This is a genomic window from Caproiciproducens sp. MSJ-32, assembly GCF_018918055.1.
In the GTDB taxonomy this organism is placed as follows: Bacteria; Bacillota; Clostridia; order Clostridiales; family Clostridiaceae; genus Clostridium.
This window is the reverse complement of the sequence record NZ_JAHLPS010000036.1, coordinates 24,528-44,260: the sequence shown is the minus strand read 5'-3', so window position 1 is coordinate 44,260 and position 19,733 is coordinate 24,528. Positions and strand designations below refer to the sequence as shown.

The window sequence follows — 19,733 nt, the reverse complement described above, 5'->3', positions numbered from 1 at the left end:
ATTAAATTTTCTAGTGTCCTGTAATTGAGTTATTCCATTTCTGCGAAATGCGGAGCGCCATCTTTTACCTGATAGTTCAACACGTTTCATACCTAAAATATCTATGTTAAATCCACATTCCTCAAATATTTCTCTTGGGAACTTTCCACTTTGATTTTCAATTATAAATCTTCTTTTAAATTCATCTGTGTATGTAATTCCTTTACTACTAACTTTTTTTACATATTTATTTTAAATAGAAATTAGTTTTTTATTATTTAAGATAAATTATTACAAAGATTTTAAAATTAATAAAAAAATAATGAAAAAATATCCATAAAGTGATATTATAATATTATAATATAACATTATGTAAAAGTAGGAGAATTATGAGTAACAGTAGTAGCTTTATTAAAAAAAGAAGAAGAAAAAAATTAATTAAGAAATTTACTTTAGGATTTTTGGTTATAGTGGTTGGAATAATTATATTTATTTATAAAGCACCAATTTTTAATTTAAAAGACATAAAGGTTAATGGACTTGTCACATTAACAAAGGAAACAATTCAAGAAATGTTAAAATATGAAATAGGCCAAAATATTTTTACTATTAATTACAAGGAAATGGAAAATACTTTAAAAGAAAACCCATATATAAAAAGTGTCAAAATAACAAAAAATGGTATTAATTCTTTAGATATAAAAATTGAGGAAAACAAGATTGGTTTTTATAGTCTTAGAGATAATACTATTTTTACAATTAATAATGAAGGAATAATAGTGGAAGAATTAACAACAATAGAAGATAAAAATTTAATAAAAATTGAAGGAATAGATTTAACTAATAAATCTATAGGACAGAAGATTTTAGATGATAAAAATGTATCTCTTATATTAGATGAATTCTATAGAATGGAAGAAGTTATTAGAGAATATTATCAAATTTCTAAATTAAATTTGGAAAATATAAATAACATTAGTTGTTACATAGAAGATATCAAAATAATATTGGGAAATAAAAATAATTTACAAGAAAAAATGAATTTAGCCTTGAATATAATAGAGCAAGAATTTACTGAAAAAGGATATTCAAAGGGATACATAGATTTAAGTTTTGAGGGTAATCCAGTGATGAAAGTAGAAAAGTGAAGAAAGGAGATAGCTTTGTGAAAAAGATCACATCACAGATATTTGTTGCGGTAGTTTGTGCAATATTAGGTTTTTTATTAGCTCATCAATTTAAAATGTTAAATGAGAAAAATAAAGGGACAATAGCTAATCAAAATCTAGATATTATTGCAGAAATTGATGCATTAAATAAAGAAAAAGAAGAATTGCTTAAGGTAAATAGCGAGTTGTTAGAAGAACTAAAAAAATTAGAAGAAACAGCTGCAACAGAAGGTGCTATGGAAGCTGAAATAAAGAAACAACTTGATAATAGCAGAATGCATTTAGGATTAATAGATGTTAAAGGACCAGGTATTATTATAACAATAACACCAAAGACAAATATTTTTGGTGGAAATTCTACAGACACAACAAGAAACATAAGTGAAAGTGAAATTGTTCATATTGTAAATTCATTGAGATATATAAGAGCTGAAGCTATTTCTGTTAATGATTATAGATTAACTCCTCAAACAGGAATTAAGGATTCAGGAGGATGGATTTGGATAGGTAACGAAAAAATAAATCCTAAGGATAAAATCGTTATAAAGGCAATAGGAGATAAGGAATCTTTAAGTTATGCGGCAAATTTCGTAGGAGTTTTAGATTATGGAGCACTTCAAAATTATTATAGTGAAGTAAAAGAAAGTGATGAAATTATAATAAGGAAAACAAGTCAGACAATTCGAAGTGAATTTATAAGTCCAGTTGAATAGGAGGAAAGAGAGTATGATAGCACTAATCGGACTACTAATAGGAGTGCTTCTTGGATTAATTTTAAATATAAATATACCACAAAGCTTATCACCTTATTTATCAGTAGCTATATTAGCTTGTCTTGACTCGGTATTTGGAGCTGTTAGAGCTACTTTATCTAATAATTTTAAAGCTGACATCTTTATTTCTGGTTTTTTTGGAAATGCGGCTTTGGCGGCAGTTTTAGCATATTTAGGTGATAAATTAGGAATACCTATATATATAGCAGCAGTCATTGTTTTTGGTGGAAGAATATTTGATAATTTTGCAGTTGTTAGAAGGTTATTGATTGAAAGGTTAAAATCTCGTAATCGAGGTGATTAAATGAATTTTACTAAAGGAAAGCTTTTTATTCTTATTGGTGGAATTATAACTGGATTTTTTATAACTAATAATATTGGAAAAACTGCTAAAATTACAAGTAATTTTTTAAGTTCTCAGGAATATCAAGATGCAATAGAGGAAAGAAATAAATTGTTAAGAGAAATTGAAAATATACGTGAAGAAAATATAGAGTATCGCTTTAAAATTAGTAAATATAAAGGGAATAGCCCAGAAAAAACACAAAAGATTATTGAAGATATGAAAAAACAGTTAGCTGATTATGGCCGATTATCTGGTATTAATGCTGTAACTGGACCAGGGGTTGTGTTAACAATTCAAGATGGGGAATTTAATAAAATATTAGATACTCAGGCAGACATATGGAGAAAAATATTTCATGAGGATGATATGGCATTAGTCTTAAATGAAATAAGAAATACAAGCGCTGAAGCAATTGCAATAAATGATAGAAGAATTTTACCTAATACAGGTGTTAGTTGTTCTTGGGCTTTTATTGGTTTTGAAGATGATGCTAAAGAGCATCCTCCTTTTTATATTTATATAATAGGTAATCCAGATGAATTAATGACTTCATTACTAGCTGAAGATAGTTATATTCAAAAATTAATATTAAGGGAAATTAAAGTTGAAATAGAAAAAAGAGAGGAAATTGTCATTCCTGCTACTTTTCAAAATACTATAGCGAAATATATGGAAATCTATGGTGAAGCTTTTGAAAATAAAAAATAATCTATTTTTTTGAAGGATTTTTGCTATTTTTGAAGAATATTTTTAATTGAGTATAATTGAATTTATACTTCTTTAGGAGGAATTATATTGAGTATTAAAGAAGAAATTATTAAGATTAGAAATTCTATTCCAAGTGATGTAAAATTAGTTGCTGTATCAAAAACAAAACCTATAGAAGATATAATGGAAGCTTATGAAGTTGGTCAAAGAGATTTTGGTGAAAATAAGGTTCAAGAATTACTAGAAAAAGAAAATTCTCTTCCAAAAGATATTAATTGGCATTTAATTGGAAAACTTCAGACGAATAAGGTAAAATATATAGTAGGAAAGGTATGTTTGATACATTCCTTATCAAGCATAAAATTATTAAATACTATAGAAAAAGAATATTCTAAAAAAAATATGATTGCAAATACATTAATACAAATAAATATAGGTAGAGAAGAAAGTAAAAACGGAATTTTACTTGAAGATTTGGATGTGTTAATAGAAGCTGTTGAGAAATGCAGCTATTGTAAAGTGAAAGGTATTATGACCATAATACCAAAGGGTACAGACGAGGAAAATAGATTTTATTTTAAAGAGATTAAAAAAATATACGATAATTTAAAACAAAAACAATTTAAAAATATTTCTATGGAGATATTATCTATGGGAATGTCAAATGATTATAAAATAGCAATTGAAGAAGGAGCCAATTTGATTAGAATTGGTCAAGTAATATTTGGAAAAAGAGTATTAGGAGGTAATAATAATGGCTAATGTTTTTGGAAAATTTAAAGAGATGATAGGTATGGGAGATGATTATGAAGAAGAATTAAATGAATTTGAAGATACAGCTTTAGAAGAAGAATATGAGGAGGAAATCGAACCAATTATATCAAAGCAAAAAGGAAATAAAGTTGTAAATATTCATACTACGGCTACTACTAAAGTAATGATTACAAAACCTAATAATTATGATGATGCTAGAGAAATTGCTGATGCAATTAAAGCTAGAAAAATAGTTTTAGTAAATGCTACAACATTAGAAACTAAAATTGCTCAAAGATTGGTTGATTTTATTAGTGGAGCTTGCTATGTATTAGGAGCAACATTACAAGAAATAGAACAAAGAGTTTATTTGCTTTCTCCTTCTAATGTAGAAGTAACTAATGAACTTAAAAATGAACTAAGTTCAAAAGCTTTATTTAATTGGAATAAGTAGAAAATTAATAATATATTTTAAGATTATATGAGTATGAGGAAATACAGAAGATGATAAAAAAAGAATTATTATTAAATACTTTTAATGAGGAAGATCTTAATATAGCTATTAAGGTATATGAAAAATATAAACTTGCTTATGAAAAAGGTATACCTGTCTATGTTAATGAATTTATTTCACCTAATATTTGGTACTTCTTTTTAAAAAACTCAAAAAAATCAGAAGTATTAGTAGAAACATTTGGGGTTTTTGAAGAAGCTGAAAGAAGAATAATATTTTTTAATAATTTTTATAATTCCTCATATCCTGTTAAAATTTTAAAAATTAATAATAAATCTAATTTTTCAAAGTTAGAACATAAGGATTACTTAGGGGCAGTACTCTCTTTAGGAATTGAGAGAAGTAAATTAGGTGATATTGTAGTAGTTGAAAATACTGCTTATTTTCCTGTTTTAGAGGAAATAAGCGAATACATAATTAATAATTTATCTAATATTGGGAGATCACCAGTAGAGATAATTGAAATAAGTGAGCATAATAGCTTACCTAAAATAAGTTTTGAAGAGACTGTTGCTAATGTAGTTTCAATGCGTTTAGATAATATTGTTTCAAAATTAGCTAATATATCAAGAAGCAAAGCTGCTCAAAGTATCGATAATGGGAAAGTGTTAATCAACTATGTAAGAGCGAAAGATAAAAGTCAGGAAATTAAGAAAGATGATAGACTTACAATAAGAGGAATAGGTAAATTTGTAATAGGAGATTTAGTGGGGGTTAGTAAAAGCGGTAAAATAATGGTTAATATAAAAAAATATAAATAGAGGTGATATTATGAAGCTTACTCCTATGGATATAAGCAATAAAGAGTTTAAAAAAGGCTTTAGAGGTTATGATATTGAAGAAGTTGATGAATTTATAAATGAAATAATAGAAAATTATGAAAATCTTTATAAAGAAAATTCAAGATTAAAAGAAAATTTAGCTAGAGTAAATGAAAAATTAGAACATTATATTAAGATAGAAAATACAATTCAAAATACTTTATTACTAGCACAAAACGCAGCTGAGCAAGCAAGAGAAAATGCGCAAAAAGAATCTGAATTAATAATAAGAAATGCCAATGAAACAGCTAAGAAAATTTTAGATAAAGCTCACAATGATGTAGTGCAAATTAATGATGAATATGAAAAAGTAAAACAAGAATTTATTAAATTCAGAGCAAAGTTCAGAAACTTTATGAATGCGCAAACTCAAACTTTTGATGAATTAGAAAAAGATTTAATAAAAAATTACAATGTTTTAGAACAATTAGAGGAAGAAAATTATAGTAATGAAATAGAATTAACTAATAAAAATATAGAAGAAGTAGAAGAAATTTACTCAGATGATATGAACGAAATAAAAAGCTTCTTCGTTGAAAATAAGTAAATTAAATCCCTTATAAGGGATTTTTTATTGCATTATTGTTATAATCATCTTAATATATAATATTATGTTAAGTAATAGAAAACGGAGTTTTGTTATGGAAGAATTCGCTATAAAAATAGAAGACGAAAAAAATGTTGGAATTCGAATAGATAAATATTTAGCTCTTATTTTAGAGGGGAAATCAAGATCTTTTATTCAAGGGTTAATTGATTCAAATTCTATTGTTGTAAATGGAAAAGAGATAAAAAGTAATTATAAGTTAAAATTAAATGATGAAATAAGAGGAATAATAGAAGAACCTATTGATTTTGAAGTAAAGCCAGAAAAAATAGATTTAGATATAATTTATGAAGATGATGATCTAATTGTTGTAAATAAGCCAAAGGGAATGGTAGTTCATCCTGCACCTGGTAATTATAGTGGAACTTTAGTAAATGCTCTTCTTTATCATTATAAAGATTTATCAAAAATTAATGGAGAAGTAAGGCCAGGAATTGTGCATAGAATTGATAAAGATACTTCAGGAATTTTAGTTGTGGCAAAAAATGATGAAGCTCATAAAGATTTAGCTGAACAATTTAAAGAACACTCAATAAAAAGAGAATATTATGCCCTTGTTGAAGGAAAATTCAGTAATATTGAAGGAACAATTAATAAACCTATTGGAAGAAATAAAAAAGATAGATTAAAAATGGGAATAGTAGAAGATGGAAAAAGAGCTATTACTCATTATATTGTTTTAGAACAGTATAATAATAACTTATCTTTAATTAAGTGTATTTTAGAAACTGGTAGAACTCATCAAATTAGAGTTCATATGGCTTCAATAAATCATCCCTTAGTTGGTGATACTGTTTATGGGAGTAAGAAACAAAAATACAAATTACAAGGGCAGGTTCTTCATGCTAAGACTTTAGGTTTTATTCATCCAAGGAGTAAAGAATATATAGAATTTACTTCTGATTTACCAGATTATTTTATAAAGCTGCTAGAAAAATTAAGAAAGTAAATAGAGGTGTGATTTATGAAATTAAAGGCAAATTTATTAGATGATAAAGCTATTAAAAGAACATTAATAAGAATATCCCATGAAATTATTGAAAAAAATAAAGGTACAGATGATTTAGTATTAATAGGTATAAAAAGAAGGGGATATCCATTAGCACAAAGAATTGCAAAAAATATAGAAAATTTTGAGGGAGTAAAAGTCCCTGTTGGGGCTGTAGATATCACTCTATATAGAGATGATATAACAGAAATTATAGGAGAACCCATGTTAAATAATGAAAATATAGGTGTAGATGTAGCAGGTAAAAAAGTTGTGTTAGTAGATGATGTTCTTTACACTGGAAGAACAGTAAGGGCTGCCATTGATGCAATAATGGATGTAGGAAGACCCCAACAAATTCAATTAGCGGTACTTATAGATAGAGGACATAAAGAATTACCAATAAGGGCAGACTATGTAGGAAAGAATATACCAACTTCAAAAAGTGAAATTGTAGCAGTTGAAATAGAAGAAATAGACAATATAGAAGGTGTTAAAATATACGAAGGAAAATAGAGGAGAGAATATGGAATACAAATTAATTGCAACAACAACCTTTGGATTAGAGGGGATAACTGCTAAAGAGTTAAAATCCTTAGGCTATGAAAATTTAAGAACTGAAAATGGTAAGGTACATTTTGAAGGTGATGAAATGGATATTGCTATAGCCAATATCCATTTAAGAACTGCAGATAGAATTCTTATAAATATGGGAGAATTTAATGCTGTAACTTTTGAAGAACTTTATCAAGGAACTAAAAAGATAAATTGGAGTGAAATAATACCTAAGGATGGTATTATGCATGTAAATGGTAAGTCCGTAAAATCCACTCTTTATAGTGTACCAGACTGCCAATCAATTGTAAAAAAAGCTATAGTAGATAGTATGAGTGCTTCTTATGGAATAAAAGAATTTGAGGAGTCTGGTCCTTTATATAAAATTGAAGTTTCAATATTAAAAGATAAGGTAACTCTAACGATTGATACATCCGGACCAGGACTTCATAAAAGAGGATATAGGGAAGAAGCTGGGATTGCCCCTCTAAAAGAGACTTTGGCGGCAGCAATGGTTTTAATTTCAAGATGGAAAGAAGACTTTATTCTTATAGATCCATTCTGTGGTTCTGGAACAATTCTTATTGAAGCAGCTATGATAATGCAAAACATAGCTCCTGGACTTTGCAGAACTTTTACTTGTGAAACATGGCCAACTTTTGATGAAGAGATATTCGAACAAGTAAGAGAAGGTGCTGAAAGAGCTATTAAGAATAAAAATATTAAATTATTAGGCTATGATATAGATGGTAAAGTTTTAAAGGTTGCTAGAAGCAATGCTGAAAAAGCCGGAGTTGCTAAATATATAGATTTTCATAAAAGAGATTTTATGGAATTCTCAAGTAGTGAAAGATATGGTTTTGTAATATCTAATCCTCCTTATGGTGAGAGACTTGGAGATAAAAAAGAAGTAGAAGAATTATATAGAAGATTTGGTGAATATAAAGGAAAGTATAGGAGTTGGGATTTTAATATTCTAACTTCATTTGAAGGTTTTGAAAAGCCCTTTGGAAGAAAAGCCTCTAAAAATAGAAAATTATATAATGGAAAATTAAAATGCTACTATTATCAATATTTTGACAATGAGTTAATAAAGAACGAAGGTAATATGCTTATTAATTATATTTAATTTTTTTAAGTTTACTTTTATAGACTTTAATAACCTTATTCTTAATAAAAACTGCTGGAAATTTTCCAGCAGTTATATTTTTGTTAGCTATTATAATTTATGCTTTTATTGAACTTTTGGAAGGAAATTAATAAATTATTTTACTGATTATAAACTATTCTATTTCCGTTAAAATTAAATTTATTAAAATCTAATGGTTTTACCGTTATAGAAGAATTAGTATGGTAAATAACCATGCCTGGTTTTGCTCCATTAGGCTTTTTTAAATTTTTTACTTTAGTATAATCAACTTCAAGTTTTGATGAATCTCTTCCTTTACTATAGTAAGCTGCAATAATGGCAGCTTCTTCTAAAGCAATTTCTGAAGGGCTTTCACTACATAAAATTACATGAGAACCAGGAAGATTCTTTGTATGTAACCAAATATAATTTTTATTTGCAAATTTTAAACTTAAATAATCATTTTGAATATTATTTTTTCCTACATAGATATCTATCCCATCAGAGGAAATAAAATGCATTGCTTTAGATGATTTTTCACTTTTTGAATTTTTATAACTTCCTTTTGCTTTAAGGTAGCCGGTTTCAATAAGTTCTTTCTTAATTTCGTCTATTTCTTCATAACTATCGCAATTTTTAATATTAGTTAATACTGAATTGAGGTAATCAAGTTCTTCTTTATTCTTTTCTAACTGTTCTAAAGCAGATTCTTCTGATTTTTTTAATTTATTATATTTTTTATATATCTTTTGAATATTTTCTGATGGAGTTAAATTTTCGTCAAGTTGAATTGTAATATAATCATCAGCCTTTTCACTGAAAAAGTTAAGTAAAGTAATTTCTTTTATTCCTTTATCAAGCATATATATATATGAAGTTAATAAATCACCTTGGATCTTGTATTTTTCTTTATCTTTTGCTTCTTTTAATATTGAATTTAGTTTTTTACTTTTATTATTACACCTTTCAATATTTGTATTAATAAGTTTTTGAAGGTCTGTAGATCTACTTGATAATCTATCTTGTTTATCTTTAATAAAATAATATTCTTCAAGTAATGTTGACGGACTATTAAATTCTAATGTATTATATTGAGAATTTTCTTCAAATAAATTTATACAATGAAAGTCTTTATATATTCCATTATCAGAATAAATAGTAAAAATAAAATTTTTATCTAAATTTTCTATGAAAGCTTTAAAGAAATTAAAAATTTTTTCAAGATTTATGGTATTATTATCTTGTGGCAATTTTTCGTAAAGAGCTTTTGATAGAGTTTTTCCAATACCAGTAAAAACTTTAGAAAAAAAGTTTTCATCTATGCATAATTCTTGAGAAAAAGAAATAAACTCTTTTATGCTAAAGTTAAATGGATTTAATTTATTTGAAGTTGGAGGATATACATATTCAACCCCAGGATGTAAAATTCTATAACTATTTACATCCGAAGAAATGTGTTTAATACATTCCATTATTTTATTATCTCTTTCTCTAACGAGAGATATATTACTATGTCTTCCCATAATTTCTACTATCAAAATATATTTACTAAAAAAGCCTAATTCATCGGTATTTTCTATTAAAAGTTTGATTATTCTATCTCCATTAACCTGAGAAATATCTGTTATTTTTCCACCTAATAGATATTTTCTCATTACCATAGTAAACATAGGAGCTTTAATTGGATTTGTTTTGCTTATATTAGTGAAATGTATTCTAGGAAACCTTGATGAAGCAGAAATTAACAATTTAATATTTTTTCTATCTTTACGTAAAGTTAATATCACTTCATCTTTTTCTGGTTGATTTATTTTATCTATTTTAGCATCAATAATAGATCCTTTTAATTCTTTTACAATGCTATATAAATATATACCATCTAATGCCACCTTGATCATCCTTTCTTTGGTAATAAGGATAGTATACATATAAAAATTAATTTTATCAATAAGATAAAAGTAAATAATAATATATAATCGGAAAGGCTGAATTAATTTGAAATGGTGAAATATTATAAAATAAGTAGTGAACCAAAAATAAATAAATTAGTAAAAAAAATAATTAAATACCTATTAATAATGTCTAGTATTTTCTTAATATCCTGTGGTAATACTGAAGAAATAATAGATAATCCTTTAAAAATTAATAGTGGCTCAATAATTAAAGAAAATTTAGGCAAATATGAATTTTATAATTTAATTAATAATTCATATAGTGCAGTAGAGAACAATAACATACCATTATTTTATGATATAAAAAGTAATAATTATATTTTTAATGAAAATGGAGAAATAAAATTAAATTATTTTGGAAAGAAGTTAATTTTAGATGAGGAAGGGGAAATAATAGTTCCTAAGTTATCAATAGGAGGAAACTATATTTCATATTTTGTTAAAGAAGATTTTTTGAAATTAATAATTAAAGATTTATCTAATTCAAAGCTTATAAAAATAGACAGTAATGTTGCTATTTCAGGTTATTTAGTAGATTGGCTTAATGAAGATACAATTATATACTATGGAGTAGATAAAGAAAAAAATAATGGTATTTTTAGTTATAATATAAAAGAAAAAAAAGAAGAACTTTTGTATAAATTAGATATTGGATTTATAGAATTCTTAAAAGTAGATGGTAATAAAATTTCTTTTGTTCAAGTTAAAGAGAATCATGATAAAGTTTTAAAAATATTAGATGAAAGCGGTAAAATTATAGATGAAATAGACAAAATTCTTGATATTAGTGATATAGAGATAAAAGCTGATATAATTTATTTTTTGGGAAAAATTGAGAGTAATGATTATTCCTTATATAAGCATAAAAATAATATTACAAAAAGATTGATTTATGATTTCCCTAAAATTATAAATTTGGAAAAAGGTCTTTCAAAAGATTATAATGGAAATATACTTTTTATGGGCAGTGATGAGAATTATAATTTAAATGGTGTTTATTTATGTGAAGATGAAACTATTAGTATAATTAACTCTAATGAAAGTAATTATTACTTTATAGAATTTAAGTAAGAATATTTATAATAAACATTATAAATATTCTTATTTTTTGCAATTAAATGTATATAAAATACAAAAATGTAAATAATTATAATGGTGATTGTATGAAGGAGTTTAACATTGAGATAGCAGATGTAAATTTAGAAATTGCAAGAAAAATAAATAAAAGCAGGGCATGTAAAAATAAGTATTTGCCAATAAAAATAGAAAATAATGAGTTATTATTATTAATTTCAAATGAGAATATTAAAGATATTAAAGAATTAGAATTTTTGTATTCTTCCAAGATTAAGCTGAAATTAATAGATGAAGAGTATCTTTTAGCCCTTATTGATGCTGTATTTTTAGGTCAAAAAGAGAATATATTAGAAGAACTCCTTAAAAGGGCAGTAAACCAAAACTCTTCAGACATACATTTTGAACCTCAAAAAGAGGATGTGTTAATAAGATTTAGGATAGACGGAATTTTACATCCAATTTATAAACTTAATTATGAAGAATATATAAAATTAATTACTAAGGTAAAAGTTATGGGGAATATGGATATAACTGAAAAAAGAAGACCCCAAGACGGAAAATTGTATCATAAAATCCATGATAAGAATTATGATTTAAGATTATCAACAATACCTATATTATATGGAGAAAAATTGGTAATAAGGATACTTTATAGTGAGGTATTTAATTATAATCTTGATAGCTTAAATTTGAATTTAAAGCAAAAAAATAAATTAAATAAAATAATAAGCTTAAACAATGGCCTTGTTATAATTAATGGTCCAACTGGCAGTGGTAAATCAAGTACTTTATATTCCATTTTAAAAGAAATAAATAATAAGGAAATTAATATTACCACTTTGGAGGATCCAATTGAAGTAATAATAGAAGGAATAAATCAAATGAGCTTAAATCGAAAGGCTGGAGTAACATTTTCAAATGGCCTTAGAAGTATATTAAGGCAGGATCCAGATGTAATAATGGTTGGAGAAATAAGAGATGAAGAAACAGCAAAGATGGCTGTAACAGCTTCATTAACTGGACATAAGGTTTATTCCACAATTCATACTAAGACTCCTGGAGAAGTATTTTATAGATTAGAAGATATGGGAGTAAAACCATATTTAATAAAAGATTCATTAGTAGGAATCATTTCTCAAAGATTAATAAGAACTCTTTGCAATGAATGCAAAAGAAAGGAAAAATTGTATAGTTTAGATACGGGAAGTTTTTACAATTATATTAGTAAAGGCTGTAGATCATGTAATTTTACTGGATATAAGGGAAGGAAAGCTGTTAGTACAGTTGTGCTAATTGACAGCAAGGATAATAAAGAAGAAGTATTTGAAGAAATTCAGAAGATAGGGAACAATGAAATGATTGATAATTTAAAGGAATTATTAATACAGGGGGAAATATCTATAAGAGATTATAACAAATTTTTAATTGAAGAAGGTTTGGCCTATGAGGAAAACAAAATTATTTGCTAGTAAGAGAGATAGTAATAGCTTAGCATTAATTGCAGGAAATATGGCAGCCTTATATGAAAGTGGAATATCATTTTTACTAATTATGGATTTGCTTATAGAGCTACCTGTAAAGAAATGCTATAAAGAAAGTCTATATAAAATTAAGGAAGAGATTAAATCTGGAAAGACTTTAGAAGATGCCTTTAGTATTTATAAAGATTTATATCCAGAATTTTTTATAGGTATGATATCCTTGGGTGAAAAAAGTGGAAATTTAAATAGAGTTCTTAAAGGAATTGAAAGATATTATAAAAAAATTAATTATATTAGGGAAACAATATTAAATGCATTATCATATCCTATTATACTTTTGGCATCAATTATAATATTAATATTATTAATTTTTTCTATTATAGTTCCAAATTTATATAGTTTTTTTATTGATTTAGATATGGAAGTACCTTTAATATTTAGAATTGCTAATGAATTAAGTAAATTTGGTAAAGAAAGTCCCCTTTTACTGCTTATTTATATCATTTTTTGGGGAATTTTACTTCCATATTTTACATTAAAAGGATTTTTTAATAAATATATAAAAAGATTTTTTGTGAAATTTAAAGTTATAAGAGATTTTTATGAACTAATTTTCCTATTGATAGTAACTATTATTATTCAAAGTGGCGTAAGCTTGACTAAAGGTCTTATTTTTACGTCTAATAGTTTTAAAAGTTCTATATTAAAAGAAAAATTAATAAACTTACACAATAGCCTTATACAAGGAAAAAGTATTTCTGAAAGTCTAGAAAAAAGTAAGGAATATAGCAATTATACAATATCAATTATAAAATTAGGTGAAGAAAGTGGATCCATAGAGGATAGGTTAGACATTTTAACAGAGTATTTAGAAAGTAAAGTGATAAAAAATATAAATAAATATCTTACCCTTTTACAGCCAGGAATGATTATATTTATGGGAGGAATGGTTATGGTTTTTATTATTATTTTTGTTCTTCCAATTTTTGATTTGCTTTCAGGAAGTGCTATTAGATGAAAAAGAGAGCTTTTACTCTTATTGAAGTTATTATTGTAATTTCAATTCTTTCAATAATTTCAGGAATTACTTATATAGGGATAAATAATTATTTTAAAACAAAGAGCAAGTTAACTTTTGAAAGTACAGTTTCTGATGTTAGGAGATTATTAAGCTATGGTAAGCAATATTGTAGAAAGTATAAGGTAAAAGGATATATTCTTGTGGATATAAGGGGTAAAACAGTTCAGTTTAGTACTTTTGATTTAAATCATAATATAACTAAGGAAATAGAAATAGATAAAGATATTATAATAACTAGCAAGTTTAATAGTAATAACATAGAAATAAGTGAAAAAGGTTTTATAAAAAGTTCAGGAACTATCACTATTATTTATAATAATGAATATAAAAAGGAGATAAAAGTAGGGGTAGGAAATGACATAATAGGCATAAAGGATGGGGATTTAATAGAGTGAAAAGAAAAAAAGGAAGTATATTAGTTGAAGCAATTATAAGTTTATCAATTTTATTATTAGCTGCTTCAATTTCTGCAAATTTAATTAAATTTATGCAAAAATCTTTTATTATAAGGGAAGAAAGAGAAAGGGCAAATAGATTAGCTTATGCTATTGAAAATGAGATAAAACATAATCTGAAAATTGAAGAAATACTCAATGAATTAAATATTAATACTTATATTAAATATGAATTTTCACAGGAGAATTTTGAAAAGCTTTTAAGTATGCCTCTATTTAGTTTAAATAAGGGTGAAGGGGTAGAAATTAAAATTAAAGAAGTTAATGAGAATAATACAATATTATTAATGAATATTACTATTAAGGATAATACGGGGGCTATTTTAAGTGAGAGGGAATTTGTTAAAACAAATTGGGTTAAAAGATAAGAAAAAAGCTTATACATTAATTGAATTGGTAATAGCCATTGCTCTAGAATTAATAGTATTAGGAGTATCTTTTCAAATAATTTTAACTGCATATAAAAGTTATAAAATCTACAATGAGAAATCTATTATAAATGATTCCTTTGATGATGCACAATTGAATATTGATAGATTATTAAAAAATGAAATGATTGAAAATATTGAAATAATTGATAATGAGATTATTATTTATTACAAAGAAAAACATTCTGAGAGTTCAGTATATAAAAAGCTAATAAGGTTAGATAGTCTTAATAATAAAATTATAATCGAAACTTTTAATAATAATTTAAGAATAGGTGTAAATGTGGTTCTGAGGAATGTATCCGAATTTACAATAATAAATAAGGAGAATATATATTACTTAATTATAACAAATTTAAATGGAGAAAAGAGGATTCAATGTTTATAAAGAAAAAATTTAAAAAAGGATTTATTTTATTACAGGCTTCTATTGTTCTTATGCTTACTATTTTCATAGCTTCATTATCATTAAAAATAATTTCAAATAATTTTTTAAAATCTAAATTATACTACAGTTATGAAGATCTCAGTAGTTTAAATTTTAATGAAAGCGAATTTTTACAACTAGCTATTGAGGCCATAAATTTAGATTTATCTTCTTATGAAAATTTAAAAAATAAGGCTATAGAAAATTCAAAGGAAGTAAAAATTTATTCTAATAGTAATTATAAGAGTTTCTCAATTATTCATAATAGCAAAAAATTATATATGGTAGAAGCAAAAGGAAATGGGAAAAGATATATAGGACTTGATGAAGTAATAAAAGATGATAAATTATATTTAGTGCCTAATAGCTATAGAACGGATTATATATTATAAATAGGAGGGCTTATGCAAAGTATCCTTGGAGTTATTAAAGATAAATATTATTTTAAAGGTAAGGAATACAGTATTTATAAGCTAAGAGATTTACAAGATAAGCTAAATAATAATAGAAAAATTATTATATTTGATGAAAATATATTTATTAAGAAATATAAATTCGAAGGCAAATATTTGGAGAAATTTGTTGAAGAGAAGATAATAGATGAATTTTCTAATAGAGAGGAACTATTATTTCATTATGAATACAGAAAAAAAGATAAGATAATTTTTTTATATTCAATAAGGAATATTATATATAATGAATTATATAAAAATATTAAATCTTTGGAAATAAATCCTATTCAATTTTGGCTTAAGAGTTATATAAGTAAAAATAATAAAATAAAAAATTATGTAGCTATTTTCAAATTTTTTGATAAATATTATCTAATTGATGTTGAAGATAATATTATAATTAATTCTTATATTTATAGAAATTTAGATGAATTAAAAAAGATAATAAGTGAAATTAATAAGCAAATAATTATAGATACTTTAGTTTCAGATTTAAAAGTTGATAAAGCTTTTATAGAAGGAAAGGCTGGAGAAAAATTATATGAAAAATTATGTAAAAAATAAAAATTTCATACCTATAGATTATTTTGAAAAAATAAATGAAAAAAATAATATAGTTCGAAAAAGGTTATTAGATATTTTAATTTTAATTAATATTTTTATCTTTCCAATTACAATTAGTAACTTAAAAAATTATAAATCTGAATCTGCAGTTGAAGTTATCAGCATAGTTGAAGAGCCTAAAAATAAGGAAAATATTCTAACTTTTATTGAGGAAATAGATAAGGACATTATTAAATTAGAAATTATAAATGGAGCAGGAACTATGAAAATTAGAAATATAGATAAAATATATAATATTGAAGAAGCAAATAAAATAAAGATTATGTCAATTTCTAAGGATAAAGATAAAAAATATATCGTAGGAGTAGAAAGATGAAAAAAAGAGAAATTACTTTAGTAATTGTATTAATATTAACCTTTTTGCAAATATTTTTATTAAGATATAAGGATGTTGAGAAGAAAAATGAAATTACAGAATGTATAAGTGAAGTAAAAACTGTTAAAAATATAAAGGATATAGAAAATGAATTAACTTTAATAAAAAATTTAGAAATTATTAATTATAATAAAAAAGAAGGAAGTTGGATTGGAAGACTAATTATAGAAGGTAGTAAAGATGAGGTTTTAGAAGCATTTAATAATTTAAAAGACTACAGAATAAATAACTATAGTATTAAATACTATGAAAATAAATTAGCTTTAGAGTTAGAAGTAGAAAAGATTTGATACCATATTAATCAAGTTAATATAAATAATTGCTTTTATTAATAAATTTTGATAAAATATTTTTGTTATGTCATAGAATAATATGACTAATGAGGCAATAATAAGTTAAATTAAATATTGAAAAGTTTTGGAGGGATATTTAATGATATCAGCAGGAGATTTAAGAAAAGGTACTACTTTTGAGTATGAAGGACAAGTTTATACTGTTATAGACTTCTTACATGTTAAACCTGGTAAGGGAGCTGCTTTTGTAAGAACAAAGCTTAGAAATGTTATTTCTGGTGGAGTTACAGAAACAACTTTTAACCCTACTGCTAAATTACAAGAAGCTGTAATAGAAAGAAAAGAAATGCAATATCTTTATTCAGATGGAGAATTATATTACTTCATGGATCAAGAAACTTTCGAGCAAATCCCATTAGAATATGAAAAAGTAGAAGATGCAATAAAATATTTAAAAGAAAATATGTATGCAATTATTAAGTTCTATAAGGGAGAAGCTTTCTCAGTTGAACCACCAAACTTTGTAGAATTATTAATAACTCAATGCGATCCAGCTGTTAAAGGAAATACAGCTACAAATGCTATGAGACCTGCAGTATTAGAAACTGGAGCTGTTGTTAATGTTCCAATGTTCGTTAATGAAGGAGATACTATTAGGGTAGATACTAGAACTGGCGAATACATGGAAAGAGTATAAGATTATAGTAAAGGCTAAGTTAAAACTTAGCTTTTTATTATAATTTCTTATTAAAAATAAAATTGCTTGTAAAGGAAAGTGGTTATGGAAAATATTAAGGAAAAAATAGAAATGTTAAAGAAATACATAACAAATGTTAATAATGAGGAGTATAAAAATATTTTTAATAACATCTTATCTGTAATAGATGATTTAACAAAAGTTACTGAAGAGTTAATTGTAAGGCAAGAGTCATTAGAAGAAAATATTCAATATTTGGATGAAGACGTAACTGGATTACAGGATGAGTTATTTGAAGAAGTAACTATTGAAGATTTAATTGAAATGGATAATGAGTTTGTTGAAATTAATTGCAAAAATTGTAATAAGTCTTTATTTGTAGAAAAAGAAGCTGTAGATAATAATAAAAAAATACCATGTCCTTTCTGTCATAACGATGCAATTTAATTAATATAAATTAATAGGATATGTTTTAAATTATTCGAAAGAAGTAATTTAAAACATATCCTATTTTATTTTTTAAAATATTTTACATATTTAATTATAAGTATGAATATTATTTGATAGGAAGAAATAAGTTTAAGTATAACCTTAGAAAAGGAAGTGGGAAATTGAGATATGAAGAAATTTTAAAAGTATTACCTCAAGATATTAATAAATTAATAAAAGATATATTAATAGAAAAGCCGGTCCAAGAAATTAGAATAAAGATAAATAAACCAATATTAATATATTTATCAGCTAGTGAAATTCTTCTTCCTTATTTAGTTAAAGAAGAAGATTTAAAGCAAATACTTGTTAAAATATCTAATTATTCTTTATATGCTTACGAAGAAGAAATAAAACAAGGTTATATAACAATAAAGGGTGGTCATAGAATAGGAATAGCTGGTGAATGTGTTTTAGTGAATAGGGAAATAAGAACAATTCGAAATATTTCCTCAATAAATATAAGAATATGTAGAGAAGTTATAGGTTGTTCAAATGAATTAATGAAATATATCAGTGATAATGATAGAGTTTACAATACATTAATTGTTTCTCCTCCTAAATGTGGTAAAACGACAATATTAAGAGATATAGCAAGGAATATTTCAGATGGAATGCCTATTATAGGACTTAGTGGGAAAAAAGTAAGTATTATAGATGAGAGAAGTGAAATAGCAGCTTGTTATAATGGAGTTCCACAGTTAAATGTTGGGATAAGAACTGATGTATTAGATAATTGTTTAAAGAAAGAAGGTATGATTATGGCCATTAGAAGCTTATCGCCAGATATCTTAATTTGCGATGAAATTGGAACAAAAGGGGATATAGAAGCTTTAAATATGGCTTTTAATTCTGGAGTAAATATTGTTGTAACAATTCATGGATATAGTATCGATGATATTTTTAACAGAAATATTTTTAAAGATCTATTAGAAAATAGAATACTTGAAAGAATTGTTATTTTAAGCAATAGAAATAGGGTTGCTAATATAGAAAAAATATATTCGGTAGGAACAAAGGGGGATGTAGTTTGTTTAAAGGGTTAGCATATATAGTAATTTTTCTTTCATGTAGTTATATTGGCTTCTATTATGGAGAAATTTATAAAAAAAGAAGTAAACAATTAAATAACGTATTGAAAGCAACTCTTTTTTTAAATAATGAAGTCATATATGCAAATACTCCTATGCCTGAGGCATTAAAATATATCTCTTTCAAAGTAGATTCACCAATAAAAGATATATTGATTAAAGTTTCAGAGAAACTCCTTTTAGGCGAAAGTAATAGTATTTATGAATCTTTTAAAGAGGAATATGAAAAAATGAGTTCAGAATTTCATTTGCATAAAGAAGACTTGAGGATTATTAAAGATTTTTTAAATTCCTTAGGTGAAACTGGAGTTTATGGACAAGATAAATTATTTAATTTAACTATTGAAAATTTAAAAATTAACTGTGGATCTGCAGAAGAAATAGCAAAAAAGAATGTAAAAATGTACAGAAGTTTAGGAATATGCATAGGTGCAATGATAGTAATATTTTTAATATAAAGAAGGAGGG

General features: G+C 25.0%; 26 protein-coding genes and 1 pseudogene. 25 read left to right on the top strand and 2 right to left on the bottom strand.

Translation table 11 applies throughout. The features are described 5' to 3' along the window. Nucleotides 1-231, bottom strand: a pseudogene (locus KQI16_RS04215) (HTH domain-containing protein); the annotation flags it as partial. Between the two features lie 137 nt (nt 232-368). On the opposite strand from KQI16_RS04215, the gene KQI16_RS04210 reads away from it, so the two are divergent. The 11 genes from KQI16_RS04210 to KQI16_RS04160 all read left to right on the top strand — a co-directional run bounded on the left by KQI16_RS04210 (nt 369) and on the right by KQI16_RS04160 (nt 8,342). Next, complete coding sequence (locus tag KQI16_RS04210) at nt 369-1,127, top strand: cell division protein FtsQ/DivIB (RefSeq protein WP_216432457.1); 759 nt, start codon at nt 369-371, stop codon at nt 1,125-1,127. Nucleotides 1,128-1,144: 17 nt separating this feature from the next. Next, nucleotides 1,145-1,861, top strand: coding sequence for a DUF881 domain-containing protein (locus KQI16_RS04205; protein WP_216432456.1), 717 nt, complete (start codon nt 1,145-1,147; stop codon nt 1,859-1,861). 13 nt (nt 1,862-1,874) lie between these two features. Continuing rightward, on the top strand, nt 1,875-2,225 hold the full coding sequence (locus KQI16_RS04200; protein WP_216432455.1) for a small basic family protein: 351 nt from the start codon (nt 1,875-1,877) through the stop codon (nt 2,223-2,225). Further along, the gene (locus KQI16_RS04195) at nt 2,226-2,975 is read left to right on the top strand and encodes a DUF881 domain-containing protein (RefSeq protein ID WP_216432454.1); all 750 of its coding nucleotides are present in this window, start codon (nt 2,226-2,228) and stop codon (nt 2,973-2,975) included. Nucleotides 2,976-3,062: 87 nt separating this feature from the next. Continuing rightward, nucleotides 3,063-3,737, top strand: a complete 675-nt coding sequence (locus KQI16_RS04190; RefSeq protein ID WP_216432453.1) for a YggS family pyridoxal phosphate-dependent enzyme — start codon at nt 3,063-3,065, stop codon at nt 3,735-3,737. Continuing rightward, nucleotides 3,730-4,182 carry a cell division protein SepF gene (locus KQI16_RS04185; RefSeq protein ID WP_216432452.1) on the top strand — a complete coding sequence of 151 codons (453 nt, stop codon included), beginning with the start codon at nt 3,730-3,732 and terminating at the stop codon, nt 4,180-4,182. Before KQI16_RS04190 ends, KQI16_RS04185 begins: the two co-directional genes overlap by 8 nt. A gap of 50 nt (nt 4,183-4,232) precedes the next feature. Further along, a complete protein-coding gene (locus KQI16_RS04180; RefSeq protein ID WP_216432451.1) occupies nt 4,233-5,003 on the top strand; it encodes a YlmH family RNA-binding protein in 771 nt (256 codons plus the stop codon). A 10-nt stretch (nt 5,004-5,013) separates the two neighbouring features. Beyond that, the gene (locus KQI16_RS04175) at nt 5,014-5,610 is read left to right on the top strand and encodes a DivIVA domain-containing protein (protein ID WP_216432450.1); all 597 of its coding nucleotides are present in this window, start codon (nt 5,014-5,016) and stop codon (nt 5,608-5,610) included. Nucleotides 5,611-5,704: 94 nt separating this feature from the next. Continuing rightward, nucleotides 5,705-6,619: an RluA family pseudouridine synthase gene (locus KQI16_RS04170; RefSeq protein ID WP_216432449.1), complete on the top strand. Its 915-nt coding sequence runs from the start codon at nt 5,705-5,707 to the stop codon at nt 6,617-6,619. Nucleotides 6,620-6,634: 15 nt separating this feature from the next. Continuing rightward, nucleotides 6,635-7,174 carry a bifunctional pyr operon transcriptional regulator/uracil phosphoribosyltransferase PyrR gene (gene pyrR / locus KQI16_RS04165; protein ID WP_216432448.1) on the top strand — a complete coding sequence of 180 codons (540 nt, stop codon included), beginning with the start codon at nt 6,635-6,637 and terminating at the stop codon, nt 7,172-7,174. Nucleotides 7,175-7,184: 10 nt separating this feature from the next. After that, nucleotides 7,185-8,342, top strand: a complete 1,158-nt coding sequence (locus tag KQI16_RS04160; RefSeq protein ID WP_216432447.1) for a THUMP domain-containing class I SAM-dependent RNA methyltransferase — start codon at nt 7,185-7,187, stop codon at nt 8,340-8,342. A 140-nt stretch (nt 8,343-8,482) separates the two neighbouring features. Here the strand turns inward: KQI16_RS04160 and KQI16_RS04155 are convergent, their stop codons facing one another. Then, on the bottom strand, nt 8,483-10,231 hold the full coding sequence (locus tag KQI16_RS04155) for an Rqc2 family fibronectin-binding protein (RefSeq protein ID WP_216432446.1): 1,749 nt from the start codon (nt 10,229-10,231) through the stop codon (nt 8,483-8,485). 111 nt (nt 10,232-10,342) lie between these two features. Between KQI16_RS04155 and KQI16_RS04150 the strand changes: the two genes are divergently transcribed. The 14 genes from KQI16_RS04150 to spoIIIAB all read left to right on the top strand — a co-directional run bounded on the left by KQI16_RS04150 (nt 10,343) and on the right by spoIIIAB (nt 19,723). Next, nucleotides 10,343-11,365 carry a hypothetical protein gene (locus KQI16_RS04150; protein WP_286172868.1) on the top strand — a complete coding sequence of 341 codons (1,023 nt, stop codon included), beginning with the start codon at nt 10,343-10,345 and terminating at the stop codon, nt 11,363-11,365. Nucleotides 11,366-11,457: 92 nt separating this feature from the next. Further along, on the top strand, nt 11,458-12,840 hold the full coding sequence (locus KQI16_RS04145; protein WP_216432445.1) for a GspE/PulE family protein: 1,383 nt from the start codon (nt 11,458-11,460) through the stop codon (nt 12,838-12,840). Continuing rightward, complete coding sequence (locus KQI16_RS04140; protein WP_216432444.1) at nt 12,815-13,870, top strand: type II secretion system F family protein; 1,056 nt, start codon at nt 12,815-12,817, stop codon at nt 13,868-13,870. The genes KQI16_RS04145 and KQI16_RS04140 overlap by 26 nt, the downstream gene beginning before the upstream one ends. After that, nucleotides 13,867-14,328 carry a prepilin-type N-terminal cleavage/methylation domain-containing protein gene (locus tag KQI16_RS04135; protein ID WP_216432443.1) on the top strand — a complete coding sequence of 154 codons (462 nt, stop codon included), beginning with the start codon at nt 13,867-13,869 and terminating at the stop codon, nt 14,326-14,328. Before KQI16_RS04140 ends, KQI16_RS04135 begins: the two co-directional genes overlap by 4 nt. Beyond that, complete coding sequence (locus KQI16_RS04130; protein ID WP_216432442.1) at nt 14,325-14,756, top strand: type IV pilus modification PilV family protein; 432 nt, start codon at nt 14,325-14,327, stop codon at nt 14,754-14,756. The genes KQI16_RS04135 and KQI16_RS04130 overlap by 4 nt, the downstream gene beginning before the upstream one ends. Further along, nucleotides 14,728-15,204 carry a prepilin-type cleavage/methylation domain-containing protein gene (locus KQI16_RS04125; RefSeq protein WP_286172867.1) on the top strand — a complete coding sequence of 159 codons (477 nt, stop codon included), beginning with the start codon at nt 14,728-14,730 and terminating at the stop codon, nt 15,202-15,204. Before KQI16_RS04130 ends, KQI16_RS04125 begins: the two co-directional genes overlap by 29 nt. Then, complete coding sequence (locus tag KQI16_RS04120; RefSeq protein ID WP_216432441.1) at nt 15,195-15,635, top strand: hypothetical protein; 441 nt, start codon at nt 15,195-15,197, stop codon at nt 15,633-15,635. The genes KQI16_RS04125 and KQI16_RS04120 overlap by 10 nt, the downstream gene beginning before the upstream one ends. Nucleotides 15,636-15,647: 12 nt before the next feature. Next, a complete protein-coding gene (locus KQI16_RS04115; protein WP_216432440.1) occupies nt 15,648-16,259 on the top strand; it encodes a hypothetical protein in 612 nt (203 codons plus the stop codon). Then, nucleotides 16,237-16,635, top strand: coding sequence for a hypothetical protein (locus KQI16_RS04110; RefSeq protein WP_216432439.1), 399 nt, complete (start codon nt 16,237-16,239; stop codon nt 16,633-16,635). Before KQI16_RS04115 ends, KQI16_RS04110 begins: the two co-directional genes overlap by 23 nt. Beyond that, entirely contained in the window at nt 16,632-16,985 is a 354-nt protein-coding gene (locus KQI16_RS04105; RefSeq protein ID WP_216432438.1) for a hypothetical protein, read from the top strand. Before KQI16_RS04110 ends, KQI16_RS04105 begins: the two co-directional genes overlap by 4 nt. A gap of 142 nt (nt 16,986-17,127) precedes the next feature. Then, nucleotides 17,128-17,685 carry an elongation factor P gene (efp, locus tag KQI16_RS04100; RefSeq protein WP_216432437.1) on the top strand — a complete coding sequence of 186 codons (558 nt, stop codon included), beginning with the start codon at nt 17,128-17,130 and terminating at the stop codon, nt 17,683-17,685. A gap of 84 nt (nt 17,686-17,769) precedes the next feature. After that, nucleotides 17,770-18,132: a CD1247 N-terminal domain-containing protein gene (locus KQI16_RS04095; RefSeq protein ID WP_216432436.1), complete on the top strand. Its 363-nt coding sequence runs from the start codon at nt 17,770-17,772 to the stop codon at nt 18,130-18,132. A 164-nt stretch (nt 18,133-18,296) separates the two neighbouring features. Beyond that, on the top strand, nt 18,297-19,220 hold the full coding sequence (gene spoIIIAA / locus KQI16_RS04090) for a stage III sporulation protein AA (RefSeq protein WP_216432435.1): 924 nt from the start codon (nt 18,297-18,299) through the stop codon (nt 19,218-19,220). Beyond that, the gene (spoIIIAB, locus tag KQI16_RS04085; RefSeq protein WP_216432434.1) at nt 19,205-19,723 is read left to right on the top strand and encodes a stage III sporulation protein SpoIIIAB; all 519 of its coding nucleotides are present in this window, start codon (nt 19,205-19,207) and stop codon (nt 19,721-19,723) included. The genes spoIIIAA and spoIIIAB overlap by 16 nt, the downstream gene beginning before the upstream one ends. Nucleotides 19,724-19,733: the final 10 nt, after the last annotated feature.